Below are 20,932 nucleotides of genomic sequence, written 5' to 3'. Positions count from 1 at the left end.
CGGGAGAGGGCTGGGGTGAGGGGGCGAATCCACCGAAAATCTCAAGCCATGCGACGCTTCTAACCACTCAACAATGAGCGCAAGCTCGAGTAACGCTTTTGATCTTGATCCACCGGCGACGTCGGAAGGCTGAGCGGAGGGATTGATCCGGGCGTGGGAGCGCAGCGACCGTCTGGCGCAGCCAGACACAGCGGAAGGAGGTGCAGCGAAGCAAACCGGAGCCGCTGCGCCCGGATCAGTCCCGAAACGAAGGAACCCGAGCCTGCGAGGGCCGAACGCAGGAGCTAGCGTTTTTTGCTTACTTTTTTAGGCGCTTGTAAAAAAGTAAGTCGCCGTCAGGCGAAACCGCCAGCAGCCGCTACCGAAGCAACGGATATTCACCCAACCCCCCAACAGCCTGGTCGGCCCAAAGGCCGCCAAGGCCGCCAAGGCACAAAAAAAGGGGCAACCGAAGTCGCCCCAAAATGCCTTGCGTGCCCATCAATCCAGAAGAACTCACTTGCGCCGCTTATGCGCATCCTTCCAGATAAAAAATCCAAACCCTGCAAAAAACAGCACCATGAGCCCCACCGTGAGAACCCCGGCAAACACCACGTTATCGAAAAACATGACTGACCTCCCGGCCCTGCTTTGCTTTGCTTTGCTGCGATGGATTCAAATTAACAAACACACAGGCGCACATATTGACCAGGATCAATATCCGCAACGAAGGGAAATAAAGGAGGGGAAATAACTGATCTGCATCAACCAATGCAGCGGGAGATCAACGCTTTTTCGGCTTGTTCTTCGACTTTTTCTTGGCTTTTCCCAACGGCATCGCCTGCTCGAAAGCCTGGCGCACTTCGTTCAGGCGCTTTTCGTTGAGGTCATGCACTCGCTTGGCGCGTTCAGTGCTGAGGTCGATCAGTTTGTCGTCTTGGCTCATGGCGTCCGGCACATCGCAGAAGAGATCACAGCTGCCGTCACCGACAGGATTGCGCCAATCATGCCGCTTGGCGCAGGCGCTGACCAGTCGCTGCTCAAATCTCGATATCAACCCACAAGCCCTGACGCGGCTGATCGTCTATCAGCGGCACCACCGGCACGGTGTTATCGGCATTGAGCTCAGTGCCGGGCACCGCCAGATGCTCTTCGGGATCTTCATCGGCCTCGCGACGTCGGCGGTCACGTTCTTGTTGACGACGCTGTTCTTCGCGCGCGAGCAGACGATCCTCTTCCGGATCACGCTTCTGCAGATCGATCGTGCTTTCGTTGGAGCTTTCCTGCACCGGCACCACTGGCGGGATGTCCGGCCGCTGGCGGATCGGATCCTGCTGGGAAGTGATCGGCACGGCGCTCAAGGGGAGCATCGGTGGCAACATATAAAGGTCTCCTGTCTGCAGGCTATCGGCTGGGGTGCAGGCGCCTTGAGCCGCCTGTCGTAATTGTGTGATGCACCTCGCACCCGTAGGAGCTGCCGCAGGCTGCGATCTTTCATGGGACAACGCAAAACCCAAGTGTTCCCACAGATCAAAAGATCGCAGCCTTCGGCAGCTCCTACGCCAGTAATCTTTGGCCCTGAAGCCGTCATTCCGTTAAGATAGCCCGCTTTTTCAAGGTGGGAGTCAGGCAGCATGGCGCAGCAGTATCAACCGGGGCAACGCTGGATCAGTGACAGCGAAGCAGAGCTTGGTTTAGGCACCGTTCTGGCACAGGACGGCCGCTTGCTGACCGTGCTTTACCCGGCCACTGGCGAAACCCGCCAGTACGCGCTACGGAATGCGCCCCTGACCCGCGTGCGGTTCTCGCCGGGCGACTCCATCACCCATTTCGAAGGCTGGAAGATGACCGTGCAGCAGGTCGACGACGTCGACGGGCTGATGGTCTATCACGGCCTCAACGGGCAGAACGAAGTCGTCACCCTGCCGGAAACCCAGCTGTCGAACTTCATTCAGTTCCGTCTGGCCAGCGACCGCCTGTTCGCCGGACAGATCGACCCGCTGCCGTGGTTCTCCCTGCGCTACAACACCCTTGAACACACCAGCCGCCAGTTGCAGTCCTCGCTGTGGGGCCTGGGTGGCGTGCGTGCGCAACCGATCGCGCACCAGCTGCACATCGCCCGCGAAGTCGCCGACCGTATCGCCCCGCGCGTATTGCTGGCGGACGAAGTGGGTCTGGGTAAAACCATCGAAGCCGGTCTGGTCATCCATCGCCAACTGCTTTCGGGGCGCGCCAACCGCGTGCTGATCCTGGTCCCGGAAAACCTCCAGCATCAGTGGCTGGTGGAGATGCGCCGCCGCTTCAATCTGCAGGTCGCGCTGTTCGACGAAGAACGCTTTATCGAAAGCGATGCCACCAACCCGTTCGAAGACACGCAACTGGCGCTGGTCGCGCTGGAGTGGCTGGTCGACGACGAGAAGGCGCAGGACGCCTTGTTCGCTGCCGGTTGGGACCTGATGGTGGTCGACGAAGCGCATCACCTGGTCTGGCATGAAGACAAGGCCAGCGCGGAATATTCGCTGGTCGAGCAACTGGCCGAAGTGATTCCCGGCGTGCTGCTGCTCACCGCCACCCCGGAACAACTCGGTCAGGACAGCCACTTCGCCCGTCTGCGCCTGCTCGACCCGAATCGTTTCCACGACCTGGCCGCGTTCCGCGCCGAGAGCGACAACTATCGCCCGGTCGCCGAAGCGGTGCAGGAACTGCTCGACAAGGGCCGCCTCTCGGCCGAAGCGCACAAGACCATTCACGGCTTCCTCGGCAACGAAGGTGAAGCCCTGCTCACCGCCGTCAACGATGGCGATACTGAAGCCAGCGCCCGCCTCGTCCGTGAGCTGCTTGATCGCCACGGCACCGGTCGCGTGCTGTTCCGTAATACCCGCGCGGCCGTGCAGGGTTTCCCGGAGCGCAAACTGCACCCGTACCCGCTGCCGTGCCCGGACGAATACCTCGAACTGCCGCTGGGCGAACACGCCGAGCTGTACCCGGAAGTCAGCTTCCAGGCGCAGCCGGACGCCAGCGAAGAAGAGCGCTGGTGGAAATTCGATCCGCGCGTCGAGTGGCTGATCGATCAGCTGAAAATGCTCAAGCGCACCAAGGTGCTGGTGATCTGCGCCCACGCCGAAACCGCGATGGACCTGGAAGACGCGTTGCGCGTGCGTTCCGGCATCCCGGCCACGGTGTTCCACGAAGGCATGAACATCCTCGAGCGTGACCGCGCCGCCGCCTACTTCGCTGATGAAGAGTTCGGCGCGCAAGTGCTGATCTGCTCGGAAATCGGCAGTGAAGGTCGCAACTTCCAGTTCGCTCACCATCTGGTGCTGTTCGATCTGCCGTCGCACCCGGACCTGCTCGAGCAGCGCATCGGCCGTCTCGACCGGATCGGCCAGAAGCACATCATCGAACTGCACGTGCCGTACCTGGAAACCAGCCCGCAAGAGCGCCTGTTCCAGTGGTACCACGAAGCGCTCAACGCCTTCCTCAACACCTGCCCGACCGGCAACGCCTTGCAGCATCAGTTCGGCCCACGCCTGCTGCCGCTGCTCGAAGAAGCCGATGACGGCGAGTGGCAAGCACTGATCGACGAAGCACGCGCCGAGCGTGAGCGTCTCGAAGCCGAGCTGCACACCGGTCGCGACCGTCTGCTGGAATTGAATTCCGGCGGCGCTGGCGAAGGTGAAGCGCTGGTCGAGGCGATCCTTGAGCAGGACGATCAGTTCGCCCTGCCGATCTACATGGAAACCCTGTTCGACGCGTTCGGCATCGACAGCGAAGACCATTCGGAAAACGCCCTGATCCTCAAGCCGAGCGAGAAGATGCTCGACGCCAGTTTCCCGCTGGGCGACGACGAAGGCGTGACCATCACTTACGACCGCAACCAGGCGCTGTCGCGCGAAGACATGCAGTTCATCACCTGGGAACACCCGATGGTGCAGGGCGGCATGGATCTGGTGCTGTCCGGTTCGATGGGCAACACCGCCGTCGCGCTGATCAAGAACAAGGCGCTGAAACCAGGCACCGTGTTGCTGGAATTGCTCTACGTCAGCGAAGTGGTCGCACCGCGCTCGCTGCAACTGGGTCGCTACCTGCCACCGGCGGCGCTGCGTTGCCTGCTCGATGCCAATGGCAACGACTTGTCGCCACGGGTGTCGTTCGAAACCCTCAACGATCAGCTGGAAAGCGTGCCCCGCGCCAGTGCCAACAAATTCATCCAGGCCCAGCGCGATCAGCTGACGCCACGGATCAATGCCGGCGAAGAAAAGATCGCCCCGCGTCACGCCGAACGTGTGGCCGAAGCGCGCCGCCGTCTGGCCGCCGACACCGACGAAGAACTGGCGCGCCTGACCGCCTTGCAAGCGGTCAACCCGACCGTGCGCGATAGCGAACTGCAGGCGTTGCGCACTCAGCGTGAGCAAGGTCTGGCGATGCTCGACAAAGCGGCGCTGCGCCTGGAAGCGATTCGGGTGTTGGTAGCGGGCTAACCGCCCCGCTTCACCGCTGAAAACCAAGAGGCCCGCAGTGATGCGGGCCGATCGTTCCCACGCTCTGCGTGGGAACGATCATGTGGGAGCGAGCCTGCTCGCGAAAACGGTCAGGCAGTCGCCGCAGAAATTTCAGGCTCAACCACCGCCACCAACCCCTCCTTCATCCGCTGTGCATCGCGAACAAAACACCGCGATGCCAGAAACAGAAAGACCATGGTCAGGAACAGCGCTACCGGGATCAGGTACATCGCGTCGTGCAGGCCGACAGCCTTGAACGCTTCGGTCATCTGCTCAGCCCCTGCCGCCAGCATCGCCGTGTGCGCGAAGTGATCCGACAGCCCACCCACGACCACTGGCCCCAACCCGCCGCCGAGCAGATACAGACCGGCAAAGAACAACGCCATCGCCGTGGCCCGCAGGCGCGGTTCGACGACGTCCTGAATTGCCGTGTACACGCAGGTATAGAAGTTGTACGCGAACAGCCAGCCAACGCTGAACACCGCGACGAACACGCCGATCTCAATGCGCCCGGCATGCAGCGCCCAGGCTGTGCACAACGTTGAAATGATCAGACTGAACGCGGCAAACAGCAGCCGCCCACTGGCGAAGCGCTGGTGAATCTTGTCGGCAATCCAGCCGCCAAGGGTCAGCCCGACCAATCCCGTCACGCCAACGATCAACCCGGTTGCCACCGCCGCCTCCTGCAACGGCATGAGAAAGTAGCGTTGCAGCATCGGCACCAGAAACGAGTTGCAGGCATAGGTCGCGAAGTTGAAGCACAGCCCGGCCATCACCAACCACAGGAAGGTCGGCACAGCGAGAACGCGGCGGATAGGCCTGTCGACTTTCTCCTGCGAAACCTGCACGGTTTCAGCCGCGCCGCGTTTCGGCTCTTTGATGAAGAACATGAACACCGCGAGGATCAGCCCCGGCACGGCGGCGATGAAGAACGGCGCGCGCCAGCTGTCGAAGGCCTTGACCATCGCGCCGATGGTGAAGAACGCCAGCAGCAGCCCCAGCGGCAGGCCAAGCATGAAAATACCCATCGCCCGCGCCCGACGGTGCGCCGGAAACAGATCGCCGATCAGCGAGTTGGCCGCTGGTGCATAACTGGCTTCGCCGATGCCGATGCCCATGCGCACGATCAAAAAGCTCCAGAAACTGCCGACCATACCGTTGACCGCAGTCAGCGCACTCCAGGTGGCCAGGCCCCAGCCCATCAGCTTGCTGCGTGAACCGGTGTCGGCCATGCGCCCGAGTGGCAGGCCGGCAATGGCGTAAACGATGGTGAACGCGGTGCCGATGATGCCCAGCTGAAAGTCGCTGAGGTGCCATTCCATGCGGATCGGTTCGATGATGATCGCCGGGATGGTGCGGTCGAAGAAATTGAACAGGTTGGCGAGGAACAGCAGGAACAGAATGCGCCAGGCATTCGCCGCTTGGGTCGAGTTCTGCATGGGTCCGTCTCTTTATTGTTATGAGGGCTTCACTGCCAGCGCGTCGAGCCCGGAACCTGCAATCTAGTCAGCCGCACGGGGGCTGTCTGTCATCATTCGTCAGCCTGATATCGACCCATCGCACTGTAACGAAACGTAAGCCCTTGATAAGTCTGGAATCCCCCGCCATACGGGGCTTTCGCGGCAAAATCCGGCGACAAAAAAATAGTTTCGCGCCCCCCTTCCCAACGCCATGGCAAAGTCTAGAATGGCCGCCGGATCCGTCCGGATCTTCCGATCAATCCCTTTGATACCCCCGCCCATGTCCGAAGCCAGTCCGTGTCTGAATTGCGGTGCCTGCTGTTCCCATTTTCGTGTGTCTTTTTTCTGGGGTGAGTGCTCATCCTCTGGCGGAACGGTGCCCGATGAACTGGTCGCGCAGATCACCCCGAGCCGGGTGGCAATGATCGGCACCGATCGCAAACCGGCGCGTTGCATGTCCCTGGCGGGTGAGGTCGGCAGTGCCGTGGCCTGCACGATCTATGACAAGCGCTCGAGTACGTGTCGTGAGTTCGAGGCATCGTGGGAGAACGGCGAACACAATCCGGACTGCGACAAGGCCCGCGCTGCCCACGGCCTGCCGCCCTTGCCGCCACACTGGAATGATCTGCCGCTGGAGCGCATTGCCTGAGCCTTAGCGCAAATCGCTATGAGGCTAATGGCAAAATCATTACCACCAATGTGCCACTACGCCTTGCAGCGTGAAAACCGCCTCTATACTCCATCCATTCGCCTGCGTTGATTGACGCACGGGCCAGATGAATCCGAGACGGGGCATGCTATGGAGTGGCTTGGTTTGCAGTTTGTTGCCGAGCTGCCGGCGAGCGGGCAGATTCTCCTCGATTGCAGCCACAACCCTTTGTTGGTGATGGTGGCCTATCTGGTCGCCTGCGCGGCGAGTTTCGCCACCCTGGACATGGCAGAGCGCCTGGTGCATGCCGAAGATCCGGGGTCGCGGCGCATCTGGCGCTGGATCGGCGCGACCTGCCTGGCCGGCGGCATCTGGGCCATGCACTTCATCGGCATGCTGGCCTTCCAGACCCCCATCGATATTCAGTACGACCTCGGCATCACCCTCTTGTCGTTACTGATCGCTCTGCTCGCCTCGTGGCTGGCCATGCACACTCTCAGTGAGGTGCAGCCGAGCGCGCTGCATTGCCTGAAGACCGCGTGTGTCATCGGTTTGGGCATCGCTGGCATGCATTACGTCGGCATGGCCGCGATGAAGTCGAGCGCCACCGCCTACTATCAGCCAGGGCTGTTCGCGCTGTCGGTGCTGATTGCCATCGGCGCCAGTTTCACCGCGCTGTGGGTGGCGCGCTATCTCAGCGAAGGCAGCGGGGTCGCGCATCAATTGCTCAAGTACAGCGCGGCGCTGATTCTCGGCGCCGGCATCATCAGCATGCACTTCACCGGCATGGCTGCGCTGGATCTGGTGCTTCCCGAAGGTGCCCTGGCAGCGAGCGGCAGTGAAACCGGGCATTTGCAACTGGGCCTGACCGTGGCGCTGATCATCCTGTTGATTCTCGGCAGTGCGATCAGCGCTGCCCTCGCCGACAAAAAGCTGCAGAACAAGGAAAACGACCTGCGCCGGGTCAACGCCCTGCTCAGCCAACTCGATCAGGCGCGCATGTCTTTGCAGCAAGCGGCCAATTACGACGCGCTGACCAACCTGATCAACCGCCGTGGTTTCAACCAGATGTTCGCCGAAAAACTCAGCCAGAAAACCAGCGAAGGCGGCATGCTCGCGGTGATGTTTCTCGACATCGACCACTTCAAGCGCATCAACGATAGCCTCGGCCATGATGCCGGTGACGCGCTGCTCAAAGTCATCGCCCAGCACATCAAGAGCTCGGTGCGCAGCCACGAAGACGTGGTCGCGCGGTTCGGCGGCGACGAGTTTTGCATCCTCATCAGCCTGCGCGACCGCGAAGAGGCGCGCGGTATGGCGCAGCGCATCATGCACAAGATGAAAGAGCCGATCGAACTGGCCGGCCGGCGCATGGTGATGACCACCAGCATCGGCATCAGCCTGTTTCCCGAAGACGGCACTACCTGCGAAGAGCTGCTCAAACACGCCGACCTGGCCCTGTACCAATCCAAAGGCGCCGGGCGCAACGGTCTGCACTTCTTCAATTCCAGCCTGAAGACCCGCGCCAGTTTCGAGCTGCAACTGGAAGAAGAACTGCGCAGTGCGCTACGGCAAGACAACGCGCTGATGCTCTACTACCAGCCGATCTTCGAAGTGAAAACCGGACGCGTGACCAAGCTCGAGGCGCTGATTCGCTGGCAGCATCCGGTTCACGGTTTGCTCACACCGGATCGCTTCATAGGTATCGCCGAGAACAACGGTTTGATCGCCGAACTGGACAATTGGGTGCTGCGCCGCGCCTGCAAGGATCTTGGCGAGCTGTCGCGGCATGGTTGTGCCGAATTGAAAATCGCCTGGAACTGCTCGCCGCTGAATCTGGCGCGCGAAGAGCTGGCCGAGAAGATCGAGCACGCCTTGCACACGGCGGGCGTTGCCCCGGAACGCCTGGAACTGGAGGTCACCGAAAACGCCTTGATGGGCAATATCGCCGACACTCTGGTGCTGCTGCGGCAGATCCGCGCCCTCGGTGTGTCGCTGTCGATCGATGATTTCGGCACCGGCTATTCGTCGCTGGCCTACCTCAAGCGCCTGCCGCTGAACACCCTGAAAATCGACCGCTCGTTCATCCTCGACATTCCCACCGCCACGGCGGACATGGAGATCGTGCAGGCGATCATCGTCATGGCCCACACTCTGCATCTGCAGGTGGTCACCGAGGGCGTCGAGAGCCTGGAGCAATACGAGTTTCTCGAGCGTTCGGGCTGCGACTTCATTCAGGGTTATCTGCTCAGCCGCCCGGTGCCGCTGGACGAATTGCGCGCGGTGCTCGATGAAATCAACCAGCGCAAACCCGTCCTCGGGGTCAATCCGTTGAGTCTGGCGCGCGATACATTTGCACCAGCGTCGCTGGATCCTTCGCTAAAAAGCCTTGCGCCCCATGCAGGCGCATCAATTGTGCGGCCAATCCGCTGATTGGCGTCGCCGAGCCCTGCTCGCGGGAAAATTTCACTGCTGTGTCGAGATCCTTGAGCAGCGTGCGCACGTGCCACTTGACCGGTTCGAAACGGCTTTCGGCCATTTGCGGCGCAAGGATCTGCAACGGCTTCGAATCAGCAAAGCCACCGGCCAGCGCCTCGGCGATCAGACTGGCATCGACCCCGGCCTGTTCGGCCAACGCCACCACTTCGGCAATCACCAGCGCATTGCACGCGACGATCATCTGGTTGCAGGCCTTGGTCACCTGGCCGGCGCCAACGCCGCCCATGTGCGTGACGCGCTGACCGAGGCTGAGCAGCACCGGGCGTACGCGCTCAAGATCTGCCGCTGCACCACCGACCATGATCGCCAGACTGCCGGCCTCGGCGCCGACCACGCCGCCGGACACCGGGGAGTCAAGCCAGCCCATGGCGGTTTTCTCGGCCAGCGCTGCGGCCATCTCGCGAGTCGCGGTCGGTTCAAGACTGGAGAAATCCACCAATAGCTGGCCGTTTTTTGCCCCTTCGGCGATACCGCCAGTGCCAAACACCACCTCACGCACCACGGCGGTATCGGCCAGACACAGCATGACGATGTCGGCGTGTGCGCACAGTTCGGCAGGGCTCGATACCGGCGGGCGCCGGCCGCAACCAGCGGTGCGCACTTGTCCGGGTTGCGGTTCCACACCGCCAACGGGTAACCCGCCGCCAGCAGACGCCGGCACATGGGCAGGCCCATCAGGCCGATTCCGGCAAACCCCAACGAAGGTAGCGTTGACATCATTTCGCCTCTTTTCGATTAAAGATCACCGAATCATGGCCGATTCATCAACGATCAGGAAAGGATTCCGCCCGGCGATCAGACCAGCCAGCACTACGACGCCCGGGCCGTATTCGCGCACACAAGACGCGAGATCTTATTCCGTGAGGTTCGCCGGCACTGTTCGGCGGGCCAACCCAGTCCAGGTAAATGGCGCACCATGACCTCTAAAAACAACCCCGCCAGTGCAACAGCCGATCTGACCCTGAGCCCCGCCGCGAACAGCGCGTCATTATCCAGACCGACGCCGCCCTCGCGTCCGCTGTCGACCCAGCAATACCTGTACTTCACCGAGACCAACACCGACCGCATCCTCGATAACCTCGACGGCCTGCGCGACTCGGTGTTCCCGCGCCCGGCGCATCAGGAAGGCGACAACGAGCAGCACAACGACCAGGAATTCCCCTCGGTGTGTCTGATCGGCCTCGGTCGCTGCGGCTCCAACATCGCCCTCGACGTGGCGGAGCTGGTGTACAACGCGCGCAAGTTCTACCTCAATGAATTCAACAACGAAGACCGCCCGAGCGACCGGCGTCTGGCCGACAAGGGCTACAGCCCGGCGCAGTGGATCAAGAACAACCTGCGCATCGGTACCAGCAAATCGACCAAACCGGTGTTTCTGGTCGAACCGCTGGTGATGCTTGGCGACCTCGACAAGGACATCGCCGGGCGCATCCGTTTCTCGCGCAAGGGCGAGAAAAGCGGCTTCCTGCGCGACTACAGCAAAATGAAGATCATGGACTTGTCCGAAGTCCACGCCGGTGGCGCCGGTAACGCGCCGATCCTCGGCCAGTACCTGGCGAAGATCATCCTCAACAAGGACACCCAGCGCTTCTCCAGCCCCGACTGGAAAATGATCCACTCGTACCTGATCGACAGCTGCGGGATCAAGGCCAACCAGTCGCGCCTGTATTTCTCGATCTTCAGTGCCGGCGGCGGTACCGGTTCGGGCATGGCCTCGGAGTTCGGTCTGGCGCAGCAGCACTCGTACATGAACAAGACCTTCGACACCAAGCCGATGGATGAGCATGACGGCAAGAGCGGCCATTCGTTTGTGTTCGAGCCGATCTTCACCAGCGGCATCTGCGTGCTGCCGAACATTTCCGACCACCGCAGCGAAATGTCCGAAGCGCTGCACATCAACGCCGGGCGCCTGCTTTGCAAATACCTGTCGGAGGAATGGGATTTCTCCTACAACTTCGCCAACGAAGACAGCAGCGAAGCCAGCGTGATGGGGCGTATCCGCCCGTGGAACGCGATGATGCTGATCTCCAACGACATCATGCGTTACGCCGAAGAAAGCGATGACGGCAACATCCAGAACATTGATGTCAATGCCATGGAGAAGCACGCCAACCAGTACATCTCGCAACAGATCTTCAATATTCTGACGGCGCAGGCAGTCACCACCGACTACGACCAGAACTACTTCCGCCGCGCCGGCATCGACATCGGCGAAACCATCCGCCTGGATGCCAACGACCTGTTCATGAGTCTGGCCGGGCCAGTGGCGATTGCCTACGCCGAATCGGTAGTGCCGGAAACCCCGCCGCCGAGCAGCGACAAGTTCAAGGTCTTCGATAAAGAGCCACAGCGCCTGAACATCGACGACCTGTTCTTCCGTTCGATCGACCTGCCGCACTTCAACAAGGTCACTCAGGCCATCGAAGGCATCAGCCTGCTGCCGATCGAATCCAAGCGTTATCGCGCTTCGCTTGAGCAGTACAAGAATTCCGGCTACGACGCCGCCGCGCTGCACGACCTGCACTTCTTCAAGAACTGCTCGTCGGTGGTGTCGATCGTCTCGCTGCCGAAAGACTACAAACTGTCGTACATGGATCTGAACCGGTTGAAGACCCACCTCAACAGCCTGTTCCCCAACACCACGCTCAAGCGCTATGCGCTGGTGATCGGCGCTTCGGCCAACCTGTCGCTGACCACCCTGATCGCCAAGAGCCCGTGCCTGTCGGACGACTTCCTCACACTGATCGTGGCATTCATCAAGCGCTGCTTTGCGAAGAATCCGTACCGTTTCGACGAGACGCTGGATAACTCGATTCTCGACTTCATCATTCAGGAAGACTTCGACGAGGAGCGGATCGACGACCTGCTCAACGAATTCGAGAACCCGGCGAAGATCCTCGATACCAACTGGTACGCGATCAAACCGATGTACGAGAAAAAGTATCGCGAGCTGATCAACGATAAAGACAAGTTCGTCTCGATCAATGACATCCGCCTGTCGCGTGATTGCGTGAAGAAGTCGATCAAGTACCTGCGCGAGATCTACCGCCACCGGATTGGCAAAACCAAGGTCATTTCGCTGAATAACCATACCGGGAAGACGTTCTCGGTCTGATCCAGCAGCGAGTCGCTCCATTCGCGAGCAGGCTCGCTCCCACAGGAAAGTGCATTCCGGTGTGGGAGCGAGCCTGCTCGCGAAGGCGCCCTCAACCTCACCGACAAATTCAGCTTACGAACATCCAGAAACAATTAAGCAACCCTCAGGCCGCTCAATAAACTGTTCCCGTTACGTTTACGTCACCGTGAGGCGTGGCGATTCTCCACGGCAAGGTGCCATCACGCTACTCCGCTACACACTTGCGGCGCGGCAATCGAGGCACCAAAAGAGTGCAGGCAATTAAACGGCCGCCCTTTCCTGGATCAGAATCCACGGCGAAACCACCACGGCCCACAGCTGCGGATCACGTTCGAAAATATCCAGCGCCCGCGTTTCAGACAGCTTGGCGACCTTGTCGTCGGCCAGCCAGGCCGCGACTTTCTCGCCTTCATCCGAGGCCACGGCCTCAGCGGCGGCGATCAAATCCAGGTCAGGGTCGACCCACAATAGGGCACCCTTGGCGAAGAACGGCTCCAGCTCTTTCCAGGTAATAGATGCCGTTTCACCAAGCAGCTTGGCATAGAGGGTGCTAGGTTCTTGATTCATGGGAGCTGTCCGGAAAAGAAATCGACGCGAATGATAACGTCGGTGGTCCGTCAGAAAAACCCGGTTGCAAATCGCTGCACCGAACGAAAAGAGCAGGAACGCCAGGGAATGCTGCCTTTTGGGATATATGCCCCCGATTGCCCCGCCGCAATTCTGTCTCTTTCATTCAAAAATGCGACACCCCCAAGTTTTGCCCCGTGGCGCCCGCTTCCCAGTTGATCAAGCGGCGCTCTACACTGTACCGGTACAGTTGCCGGGGCATTTTCCGGAGGGTATCGCAAAGATATCTGACCCGGTTCTGCTGCTACGGCGCCAGAACTCTAAAAAATACAACAGTAAGAGTGGAGCACTATGACTAAGGCTACTAAGCAGATTTCCAAACTGTTTGCCGCTATGGTTCTGGCCGGGGTTGCCAGCCATTCGTTCGCAGCTGACACCATCAAAATCGGTATCGCCGGTCCTAAAACCGGTCCAGTAGCCCAGTACGGCGACATGCAGTTCAGTGGCGCGAAGATGGCCATCGAGCAGATCAACGCCAAGGGCGGCGTCGACGGCAAGAAACTCGAAGCCGTTGAATACGACGATGCCTGCGATCCGAAACAAGCGGTAGCGGTAGCGAACAAGGTCGTCAACGACGGCGTCAAGTTCGTGGTCGGTCACCTGTGCTCCAGCTCCACTCAGCCCGCTTCGGACATCTACGAAGACGAAGGCGTGATCATGATCACCCCGGCTGCCACCAGCCCGGACATCACCGCCCGTGGCTACAAAATGATCTTCCGCACCATCGGTCTCGACAGCGCCCAAGGCCCTGCCGCCGGCAACTACATCGCCGATCACGTGAAACCGAAAGTGGTTGGCGTGCTGCACGACAAACAGCAGTACGGTGAAGGCATCGCCACCGCGGTGAAATCGACCCTCGAGAAGAAAGGCACCAAGGTTGCCGTCTTCGAAGGCGTCAACGCTGGCGACAAGGACTTCTCCGCCATCATCGCCAAGCTCAAGCAAGCCGGCGTCGACTTCGTCTACTACGGCGGCTACCACCCGGAGTTGGGTCTGATCCTGCGCCAAGCTCAGGAAAAAGGCCTGAAAGCCCGCTTCATGGGTCCGGAAGGCGTGGGTAACGACTCGATCACCCAGATCGCCAAGGATGCGTCCGAAGGCCTGCTGGTGACCCTGCCGAAATCCTTCGACCAGGATCCGGCCAACGTTGCCCTGGCTGACGCGTTCAAGGCCAAGAAGGAAGATCCGAGCGGTCCGTTCGTGTTCCCGTCCTACTCGGCAGTGACCGTGATTGCCGAAGGCATCAAGGCGGCCAAGTCCGAAGACGCGACCAAAGTGGCTGAAGCCATCCACGCCGGTTCGTTCAAGACCCCGACCGGCGACCTGAGCTTCGACGACAAAGGCGACCTGAAGGACTTCAAATTTGTCGTGTACGAGTGGCACAACGGCAAACCTAAAACCGAAGTTTCGCCTCAGTAAGGCCTTGCCCGACTGACTGCCAATAAAGCCCACGGCGTGCCGTGGGCTTTGTTTTGCGAATGTATGGGCCGCGCTGGCGTGATCCGCCAGTCTGCCCACCTGAAAATCTCAAAACCGTCATCAGCGGTTCGCTGGCAAAACCCGGATTCGAAGTGGATAGAGATCCACGGGGCCGGGCGGGAAAATGACTCCACCAGTGAAATGCGTACAGGTTTTTAGGAGCGCTGTAATGCCTGACCTCTATCACTTCTTCCAACAGCTGGTTAACGGCCTCAACGTTGGCAGCATGTATGCCCTGATCGCCATCGGCTACACGATGGTCTACGGCATCATTGGAATGATCAACTTCGCCCACGGCGAGGTGTACATGATCGGTTCCTACGTGGCCTTCATCGCCATCGCCGGGCTGACCATGATGGGACTCGACAGTGTCCCGCTGTTGATGACTGCGGCGTTCATCGCCAGCATCGTCGTCACCAGTTCCTACGGTTACAGCATCGAACGGATCGCCTACCGCCCCCTGCGCGGCAGCAACCGTCTGATCCCGCTGATTTCTGCCATCGGTATGTCGATCTTCCTGCAGAACACCGTTCTGCTGGCGCAAGACTCCAAGGACAAAGCTATCCCCAACCTGATCCCGGGCAACTTCGCCTTCGGTCCGGGTGGCGCACAAGAAGTGCTGATTTCCTACATGCAGATCGTGGTGTTCGTGGTGACCCTGATCGCCATGCTCGGCCTGACCCTGTTCATCTCCCGTTCCCGTCTGGGCCGCGCCTGCCGCGCCTGTGCCGAGGACATCAAGATGGCCAACCTGCTCGGCATCAATACCAACAACATCATCGCCCTGACCTTCGTCATCGGTGCTGCGCTGGCGGCGGTCGCTGCGGTGCTGCTGAGCATGCAATACGGCGTGATCAACCCCAACGCCGGTTTCCTCGTCGGCCTCAAGGCCTTCACCGCTGCGGTACTGGGCGGCATCGGCAGCATCCCCGGGGCAATGCTCGGCGGCTTGGTGCTCGGTGTAGCGGAAGCGTTCGGTGCCGATATCTTCGGCGACCAGTACAAGGACGTCGTTGCGTTCGGCCTGCTGGTTCTGGTGCTGTTGTTCCGTCCGACCGGCATTCTGGGCCGTCCGGAGGTTGAGAAAGTATGACTAGGAATCTTAAACAGGCACTATTCAGTGCCTTGCTGGTGTGGGCGGTGGCCTACCCGGTACTGGGTCTGAAACTGACCATCGTCGGCATCAATCTGGAAGTGCACAACACCAGCCCTGCGGTACTCGCGACCATCGCGATCTGCTCGGTGCTGATGTTCTTGCGCGTGCTGTTCAACCAGCAGATCAGCAAGGCCTGGCGCTCCTCGCCGGGCATGCCGCTGATCCCGGCCAAGGCCAGCAACTTTCTGACCCTGCCAACCACCCAGCGCTATTTCATCATTGCGCTGATTCTGATCGCCCTGGTCTGGCCGTTCTTCGGCTCCCGTGGCGCGGTGGATATCGCAACGCTGATCCTGATCTACGTGATGCTCGGCCTGGGCCTGAACATCGTCGTCGGTCTGGCCGGTCTGCTCGACCTGGGTTACGTCGGTTTCTACGCCGTCGGCGCCTACAGCTACGCGCTGCTGTCGCATTACTACGGCTTGAGCTTCTGGATCTGCCTGCCGATTGCCGGCCTGATGGCGGCGACGTTCGGCTTCCTGCTGGGCTTCCCGGTGTTGCGTCTGCGTGGCGACTATCTGGCGATCGTGACCTTGGGTTTCGGCGAAATCATCCGTCTGTTCCTGCGTAACCTGACCGACATCACCGGTGGCCCGAACGGCATCAGCAACATCGAAAAACCGACGTTCTTCGGCCTGACCTTCGAGCGCAAAGCCGCCGAAGGCCTGCAGACGTTCCACGAGTATTTCGGCCTGCAATACAACTCGATCAACAAGGTGATCTTCCTTTACCTGGTTGCGCTGTTGCTCGCACTGGCCGCGCTGTTCGTGATCAACCGTCTGCTGCGCATGCCGATCGGCCGTGCGTGGGAAGCACTGCGTGAAGACGAAATCGCCTGCCGCGCGTTGGGCCTGAACCCGACCGTGATCAAGCTCTCCGCCTTCACCCTGGGCGCTGCGTTCGCCGGTTTCGCCGGCAGCTTCTTCGCTGCACGTCAGGGGCTGGTAACGCCGGAGTCGTTCACCTTCATCGAGTCGGCGATCATCCTCGCCATCGTCGTGTTGGGCGGCATGGGCTCGCAATTGGGTGTGATTCTGGCGGCGATCGTGATGATCCTGTTGCCGGAAATGATGCGTGAGTTCAGCGAGTACCGCATGTTGATGTTCGGTGCGCTGATGGTGCTGATGATGATCTGGCGTCCACAAGGTCTGCTGCCGATGCAACGCCCACACATGGAGTTGCGCAAATGAGCCGCGAGATCCTTAAAGTCGAAAATCTGAGCATGCGCTTCGGCGGCTTGCTGGCGGTCAACGGCGTGGCGCTGACCGTCAAGGAAAAACAGGTGGTTGCACTGATCGGCCCGAACGGCGCCGGCAAGACCACCGTGTTCAACTGCCTGACCGGCTTCTATCAGCCTACCGGCGGCAGCATCCTGCTCGACGGCGAGCCGATCCAGGGCCTGCCGGGCCACAAGATCGCCCTCAAAGGCGTGGTGCGTACCTTCCAGAACGTGCGTTTGTTCAAGGACATGACCGCGGTCGAGAACCTGTTGATCGCCCAGCACCGTCACTTGAACACCAACTTCCTGTCCGGCCTGTTCAAGACCCCGGCGTTCCGCAAAAGCGAGCGCGAGGCGATGGAATTTGCCGAGTACTGGCTGGAAAAGGTCAACCTCAAAGAGTTCGCCAACCGCACCGCCGGCACCCTCGCCTACGGCCAGCAACGGCGTCTGGAAATCGCCCGCTGCATGATGACCCGTCCGCGGATTCTCATGCTCGACGAACCGGCCGCCGGCCTGAACCCGAAGGAAACCGAAGACCTCAAGGCGCTGATCGGTGTGTTGCGCGAAGAGCACAACGTCACCGTGCTGCTGATTGAACACGACATGAAACTGGTCATGAGCATTTCCGACCACATCGTCGTGATCAATCAGGGCACGCCGCTGGCCGACGGTACGCCGGAACAGATCCGCGACAATCCTGAAGTGATCAAAGCCTACCTGGGGGAAGCGTAAATGCTGCAGTTCGAAAACGTTTCCACCTTCTACGGCAAGATTCAGGCCCTGCACAGCGTCAACGTCGAAGTCCGTCAGGGCGAGATCGTGACGCTGATCGGCGCCAACGGTGCCGGCAAATCCACGCTGCTGATGACACTCTGCGGTTCGCCGCAGGCGCACAGCGGCAGCATCCGCTACATGGGTGAGGAACTGGTCGGCCAGGACTCGTCGCAGATCATGCGCAAGAGCATCGCCGTGGTCCCGGAAGGCCGTCGGGTGTTTGCCCGTCTGACCGTGGAAGAAAACCTGTCGATGGGCGGATTTTTCACCGACAAGGGCGACTATCAGGAACAGATGGACAAGGTCCTCGGACTTTTCCCACGCCTGAAAGAGCGTTTCAACCAGCGCGGCGGCACCATGTCCGGCGGCGAACAGCAGATGCTCGCTATCGGCCGTGCACTGATGAGCAAGCCCAAGCTGCTGCTGCTCGACGAGCCATCGCTGGGTCTGGCGCCGATCATCATCCAGCAGATCTTCGACATCATCGAACAGCTGCGCAAGGACGGTGTGACGGTGTTCCTGGTCGAGCAGAACGCCAACCAGGCACTGAAAATCGCTGACCGCGCCTACGTTCTGGAGAACGGCCGCGTGGTCATGCAAGGCACCGGTGAAGCGCTGCTGACCGACCCGAAAGTGCGCGAGGCGTACCTCGGCGGTTGAGTGTTATCGCTGCACAAAAAAACGGCCTTCGGGCCGTTTTTTATGCCCAAACGAAAAACACCGATCCTCTGTGGGAGCGAGCCTGCTCGCGAAAGCGCTCTGTCATTCAACATTATGGGTGCCTGACACACCGCCATCGCGAGCAGGCTCGCTCCCACGGGGATACTGCTGAATCCGAAATTTTTTATAAATTTCTCGCCCCACCTGTAACGCATCCCCCCACCCGTTCTCTAGAGGGACAAGCAAGCGCAACAGCACTTGCAGAAACCCTGATAAACCTGGAGAAACATCATGACTGCGACTACCCGTACCCTGTCCGCTACCGCCCTGGTTCTGGCCCTCGGTTCCGCTCTGAGCATCGCCACTGTCTCCACCGCCCAGGCCGCCGATGCCAACATGGAAAAATGCTTCGGCGTGGCCATGAAGGGCAAGAACGATTGCGCCGCAGGTGCCGGGACTACCTGCGCCGGCACGGCGAAAATGGACTATCAGGCCAACGCCTGGAAGCTCGTTCCGAAAGGCACCTGCGCCACCACCGAGAGCAAAACCTCGCCGACCGGTTTCGGTCAGCTCGAAGCCTTCAAAGCCAAGTCCTGATCCACGGCCTGCCTGAGTGACGCCCATGTTCAGTCATCACGAACCGTCCCTGCCGCGCACTCAGGCAGCTCGCACCGAGCTCCCTGCCCGCGCCGGGCTGGGGCTCAAGACCGGGCACTTCCTTGATGTGCTCGGCTCCGTACCGGACCTCGGTTTCTTCGAGGTCCACGCCGAAAACTACATGGTGGCCGGCGGCCCGTTTCATCATTTTCTCGGTCTGATTCGCGAACAGTACCCGCTGTCACTGCATGGCGTTGGACTGTCGATCGGTGGCGAAGGCCCGCTGGACGGCCAGCACCTCAAACGCCTCGCCGAGCTGATCGAGCGCTATCAACCGCAAGCCTTTTCCGAACACCTGGCATGGTCGAGCCACGGCCCGGTGTTCCTCAATGACCTGCTGCCACTGGCTTACGACACGCCGACGCTGAACCGCGTCTGTGCGCACATCGACCAGGTGCAGAACACTCTGAAACGACCGATGCTGCTGGAAAACCCGGCGACGTATCTGGCGTTTGAGCATTCGACGATCGACGAGGCCGAGTTCATCGCCGAAGTAATCCGCCGCAGCGGCTGCGGCTTGTTGCTCGACGTCAATAATGTCTACGTGTCGTGCATCAATCATCAGCGCGATCCTTTGGCCTACCTTGATGCGTTACCGCTGCACGCAGTCGGCGAGATTCATCTGGCCGGCTTCGCTGAAGATTGCGACAACCTCGGCGACCGCTTGCTGATTGACGATCACGGCGCGCCGGTTGATCAGGCCGTTTGGGATCTGTACCGGCAAGTGCTGCGCCGTATCGGCCCGGTGGCGACACTCATCGAACGCGATAATCACGTCCCGACTTTCAACGCATTGTTCGCCGAAGCGCAGCAAGCCGAGACGCTGTTGCGTCGCGCGGAGCGTGCGGCATGAGCACGCAAGCGGACTTCGCCGCCGCCCTGCTCAATGCGCAACTGCCGTATCCCAAGGGCCTGTGCAGCCACAACGGCGCCGATCCGTCGCGGCGTTTTGCGGTCTATCGCAACAACGTGCAGAGTTCGCTGATCAATGCCCTGGCCGACAGTTATCCAGTGGTGCTGCAATTGGTCGGCGAGGAATTCTTCCGCGCCATGGCGGCGATTTTCGTCCAGAGTCAGCCGCCACAAAGTCCTTTGATGAGCCGCTATGGCGAGAATTTCGCCGACTTCATCGCAGAGTTTGAACCCATCGCAGGCGTGCCTTATGTGGCTGATGTCGCGCGACTCGAGCATTTGCGCACTGTTGCCTACCACGCCGCCGATGCGCAGCCGATCCGGCCTGAACAAGTCAGTGCCGCGCTGGCCGATCCGCAGTCGCTGATTGAACTGTGTTTCGAACTGCATCCCTCGCTGCACCTGCTCGACTCTGCGTTCGCGGTGGTGGCGATCTGGGCCGCGCATCAGCAGGAGCCAAGTCTGGCGGGCATTGGCCTCCATCAAGGCCAGCATGCCCTGGTGCTGCGCAACGGTCTCGACGTTGAGGTGTTCGCTCTTGAGGCGGGTGCGAGCGTGTTCATTGGTCATCTGCTCCAGGGCTCGCCACTGCTCGCGGCGGCAGAAAACAGCCCGCCGTTCGATCTCGCGCAAACCCTCGCTTTACTGATTGCGCATAACGCGATCACCCAGCTGAATTACAAGGAGTTGCCATGAACGCTTTTATCCCGCGCGTCATCGCGCTGTTGGAAAAAATCCCGCACAGCCTGATTGCCTTCATCGCGCGTTTTTCCATCGCTGCGGTGTTCTGGAAATCCGGGCAAACCAAGGTCGAAGGACTGGCCGTCGATTTGATTGACGGCACTTTTGAACTGGGCTGGCCACGTTTGGCCGATTCGACGATTCCGCTGTTTCAGAGCGAGTACAACCTGCCGCTGCTGTCGCCGGAAATTGCCGCGCATCTGGCGGCGTTTGCCGAGCATGTGTTTCCGCTACTGATCCTGCTCGGCTTCGCCACACGGTTTTCGGCGCTGGCATTGCTCGGCATGACGTTGACTATCCAACTGTTCGTCTACCCGGATGCCTACCCGACCCACGGCACCTGGGCGGCGGTGTTGCTGTACCTGATGGCGACCGGGCCGGGCAAATTGTCGATCGATCAGCTGATTGCCCGCCGTTTGGCAAAATAAGATCCCCCCTGTGGGAGCGAGCCTGCTCGCGAAAGCGGTGTGTCATTCAAC

At 60.3% G+C, this 20,932-nt stretch carries 18 protein-coding genes and 1 pseudogene; 13 read left to right on the top strand and 6 right to left on the bottom strand.

Annotated elements, in window-relative coordinates:
- Positions 1-495: 495 nt before the first annotated feature.
- The 3 genes from ccoM to AB4O12_RS00750 form a co-directional block, all read right to left on the bottom strand.
- Positions 496-609 (bottom strand): cytochrome c oxidase subunit CcoM, encoded by a 114-nt coding sequence (gene ccoM / locus AB4O12_RS00760; protein WP_016771346.1) that lies wholly within the window; start codon positions 607-609, stop codon positions 496-498.
- A gap of 154 nt (positions 610-763) precedes the next feature.
- The gene (locus tag AB4O12_RS00755) at positions 764-925 is read right to left on the bottom strand and encodes a hypothetical protein (RefSeq protein ID WP_016771347.1); all 162 of its coding nucleotides are present in this window, start codon (positions 923-925) and stop codon (positions 764-766) included.
- A gap of 94 nt (positions 926-1,019) precedes the next feature.
- The gene (locus tag AB4O12_RS00750; RefSeq protein ID WP_024011931.1) at positions 1,020-1,361 is read right to left on the bottom strand and encodes a hypothetical protein; all 342 of its coding nucleotides are present in this window, start codon (positions 1,359-1,361) and stop codon (positions 1,020-1,022) included.
- A 252-nt stretch (positions 1,362-1,613) separates the two neighbouring features.
- On the opposite strand from AB4O12_RS00750, the gene rapA reads away from it, so the two are divergent.
- The gene (gene rapA, locus AB4O12_RS00745) at positions 1,614-4,460 is read left to right on the top strand and encodes an RNA polymerase-associated protein RapA (RefSeq protein ID WP_460060110.1); all 2,847 of its coding nucleotides are present in this window, start codon (positions 1,614-1,616) and stop codon (positions 4,458-4,460) included.
- A gap of 110 nt (positions 4,461-4,570) precedes the next feature.
- Here the strand turns inward: rapA and AB4O12_RS00740 are convergent, their stop codons facing one another.
- Complete coding sequence (locus AB4O12_RS00740) at positions 4,571-5,920, bottom strand: spinster family MFS transporter (RefSeq protein WP_056783397.1); 1,350 nt, start codon at positions 5,918-5,920, stop codon at positions 4,571-4,573.
- A gap of 301 nt (positions 5,921-6,221) precedes the next feature.
- On the opposite strand from AB4O12_RS00740, the gene AB4O12_RS00735 reads away from it, so the two are divergent.
- Complete coding sequence (locus AB4O12_RS00735; protein ID WP_024011928.1) at positions 6,222-6,590, top strand: YkgJ family cysteine cluster protein; 369 nt, start codon at positions 6,222-6,224, stop codon at positions 6,588-6,590.
- A gap of 150 nt (positions 6,591-6,740) precedes the next feature.
- The gene (locus AB4O12_RS00730; RefSeq protein WP_460060107.1) at positions 6,741-9,023 is read left to right on the top strand and encodes a putative bifunctional diguanylate cyclase/phosphodiesterase; all 2,283 of its coding nucleotides are present in this window, start codon (positions 6,741-6,743) and stop codon (positions 9,021-9,023) included.
- Here the strand turns inward: AB4O12_RS00730 and AB4O12_RS00725 are convergent.
- Positions 8,914-9,809, bottom strand: a pseudogene (locus AB4O12_RS00725) (NAD(P)-dependent oxidoreductase). The gene AB4O12_RS00730 and the pseudogene AB4O12_RS00725 sit on opposite strands and share 110 nt — an antisense overlap.
- A gap of 196 nt (positions 9,810-10,005) precedes the next feature.
- Between AB4O12_RS00725 and AB4O12_RS00720 the strand changes: the two are divergent.
- On the top strand, positions 10,006-12,204 hold the full coding sequence (locus AB4O12_RS00720; RefSeq protein ID WP_041478027.1) for a hypothetical protein: 2,199 nt from the start codon (positions 10,006-10,008) through the stop codon (positions 12,202-12,204).
- Between the two features lie 282 nt (positions 12,205-12,486).
- Here AB4O12_RS00720 and AB4O12_RS00715 read toward each other — a convergent pair whose 3' ends face one another.
- Positions 12,487-12,792 carry a DUF2288 domain-containing protein gene (locus AB4O12_RS00715; RefSeq protein WP_016771353.1) on the bottom strand — a complete coding sequence of 102 codons (306 nt, stop codon included), beginning with the start codon at positions 12,790-12,792 and terminating at the stop codon, positions 12,487-12,489.
- A gap of 351 nt (positions 12,793-13,143) precedes the next feature.
- Between AB4O12_RS00715 and AB4O12_RS00710 the strand changes: the two genes are divergently transcribed.
- From AB4O12_RS00710 to AB4O12_RS00670, 9 genes are all read left to right on the top strand, one after another.
- A complete protein-coding gene (locus tag AB4O12_RS00710; protein WP_016771354.1) occupies positions 13,144-14,271 on the top strand; it encodes a branched-chain amino acid ABC transporter substrate-binding protein in 1,128 nt (375 codons plus the stop codon).
- 229 nt (positions 14,272-14,500) lie between these two features.
- Positions 14,501-15,424 carry a high-affinity branched-chain amino acid ABC transporter permease LivH gene (gene livH, locus AB4O12_RS00705; RefSeq protein ID WP_016771355.1) on the top strand — a complete coding sequence of 308 codons (924 nt, stop codon included), beginning with the start codon at positions 14,501-14,503 and terminating at the stop codon, positions 15,422-15,424.
- Positions 15,421-16,677 carry a high-affinity branched-chain amino acid ABC transporter permease LivM gene (locus AB4O12_RS00700; protein ID WP_016771356.1) on the top strand — a complete coding sequence of 419 codons (1,257 nt, stop codon included), beginning with the start codon at positions 15,421-15,423 and terminating at the stop codon, positions 16,675-16,677. The genes livH and AB4O12_RS00700 overlap by 4 nt, the downstream gene beginning before the upstream one ends.
- Entirely contained in the window at positions 16,674-17,441 is a 768-nt protein-coding gene (gene livG / locus AB4O12_RS00695) for a high-affinity branched-chain amino acid ABC transporter ATP-binding protein LivG (RefSeq protein WP_016771357.1), read from the top strand. Before AB4O12_RS00700 ends, livG begins: the two co-directional genes overlap by 4 nt.
- Positions 17,442-18,143: an ABC transporter ATP-binding protein gene (locus AB4O12_RS00690; RefSeq protein WP_003222380.1), complete on the top strand. Its 702-nt coding sequence runs from the start codon at positions 17,442-17,444 to the stop codon at positions 18,141-18,143.
- A 291-nt stretch (positions 18,144-18,434) separates the two neighbouring features.
- Positions 18,435-18,740, top strand: coding sequence for a BufA1 family periplasmic bufferin-type metallophore (locus AB4O12_RS00685; protein ID WP_016771358.1), 306 nt, complete (start codon positions 18,435-18,437; stop codon positions 18,738-18,740).
- A gap of 25 nt (positions 18,741-18,765) precedes the next feature.
- On the top strand, positions 18,766-19,653 hold the full coding sequence (gene bufB / locus AB4O12_RS00680; RefSeq protein WP_460060101.1) for an MNIO family bufferin maturase: 888 nt from the start codon (positions 18,766-18,768) through the stop codon (positions 19,651-19,653).
- On the top strand, positions 19,650-20,408 hold the full coding sequence (locus AB4O12_RS00675; RefSeq protein ID WP_460060099.1) for an HvfC/BufC N-terminal domain-containing protein: 759 nt from the start codon (positions 19,650-19,652) through the stop codon (positions 20,406-20,408). The genes bufB and AB4O12_RS00675 overlap by 4 nt, the downstream gene beginning before the upstream one ends.
- Positions 20,405-20,881, top strand: coding sequence for a DoxX family protein (locus AB4O12_RS00670; RefSeq protein ID WP_460060097.1), 477 nt, complete (start codon positions 20,405-20,407; stop codon positions 20,879-20,881). Before AB4O12_RS00675 ends, AB4O12_RS00670 begins: the two co-directional genes overlap by 4 nt.
- Positions 20,882-20,932 lie beyond the last annotated feature (51 nt).

Source organism: Pseudomonas sp. S2_A05, from assembly GCF_054668485.1.
The sequence above is the reverse complement of the archived record's forward strand: the minus strand, read 5'-3'. Positions and strand labels throughout refer to the sequence as shown.

What these genes read in the sequence shown, in the direction of transcription:
- ccoM (WP_016771346.1), bottom strand. Translation starts at nt 609, where the DNA reads ATGTTTTTCGATAACGTGGTGTTTGCCGGGGTTCTCACGGTGGGGCTC.
- AB4O12_RS00755 (WP_016771347.1), bottom strand. Translation starts at nt 925, where the DNA reads ATGAGCCAAGACGACAAACTGATCGACCTCAGCACTGAACGCGCCAAG.
- AB4O12_RS00750 (WP_024011931.1), bottom strand. Translation starts at nt 1,361, where the DNA reads ATGTTGCCACCGATGCTCCCCTTGAGCGCCGTGCCGATCACTTCCCAG.
- rapA (WP_460060110.1), top strand. Translation starts at nt 1,614, where the DNA reads ATGGCGCAGCAGTATCAACCGGGGCAACGCTGGATCAGTGACAGCGAA.
- AB4O12_RS00740 (WP_056783397.1), bottom strand. Translation starts at nt 5,920, where the DNA reads ATGCAGAACTCGACCCAAGCGGCGAATGCCTGGCGCATTCTGTTCCTG.
- AB4O12_RS00735 (WP_024011928.1), top strand. Translation starts at nt 6,222, where the DNA reads ATGTCCGAAGCCAGTCCGTGTCTGAATTGCGGTGCCTGCTGTTCCCAT.
- AB4O12_RS00730 (WP_460060107.1), top strand. Translation starts at nt 6,741, where the DNA reads ATGGAGTGGCTTGGTTTGCAGTTTGTTGCCGAGCTGCCGGCGAGCGGG.
- AB4O12_RS00720 (WP_041478027.1), top strand. Translation starts at nt 10,006, where the DNA reads ATGACCTCTAAAAACAACCCCGCCAGTGCAACAGCCGATCTGACCCTG.
- AB4O12_RS00715 (WP_016771353.1), bottom strand. Translation starts at nt 12,792, where the DNA reads ATGAATCAAGAACCTAGCACCCTCTATGCCAAGCTGCTTGGTGAAACG.
- AB4O12_RS00710 (WP_016771354.1), top strand. Translation starts at nt 13,144, where the DNA reads ATGACTAAGGCTACTAAGCAGATTTCCAAACTGTTTGCCGCTATGGTT.
- livH (WP_016771355.1), top strand. Translation starts at nt 14,501, where the DNA reads ATGCCTGACCTCTATCACTTCTTCCAACAGCTGGTTAACGGCCTCAAC.
- AB4O12_RS00700 (WP_016771356.1), top strand. Translation starts at nt 15,421, where the DNA reads ATGACTAGGAATCTTAAACAGGCACTATTCAGTGCCTTGCTGGTGTGG.
- livG (WP_016771357.1), top strand. Translation starts at nt 16,674, where the DNA reads ATGAGCCGCGAGATCCTTAAAGTCGAAAATCTGAGCATGCGCTTCGGC.
- AB4O12_RS00690 (WP_003222380.1), top strand. Translation starts at nt 17,442, where the DNA reads ATGCTGCAGTTCGAAAACGTTTCCACCTTCTACGGCAAGATTCAGGCC.
- AB4O12_RS00685 (WP_016771358.1), top strand. Translation starts at nt 18,435, where the DNA reads ATGACTGCGACTACCCGTACCCTGTCCGCTACCGCCCTGGTTCTGGCC.
- bufB (WP_460060101.1), top strand. Translation starts at nt 18,766, where the DNA reads ATGTTCAGTCATCACGAACCGTCCCTGCCGCGCACTCAGGCAGCTCGC.
- AB4O12_RS00675 (WP_460060099.1), top strand. Translation starts at nt 19,650, where the DNA reads ATGAGCACGCAAGCGGACTTCGCCGCCGCCCTGCTCAATGCGCAACTG.
- AB4O12_RS00670 (WP_460060097.1), top strand. Translation starts at nt 20,405, where the DNA reads ATGAACGCTTTTATCCCGCGCGTCATCGCGCTGTTGGAAAAAATCCCG.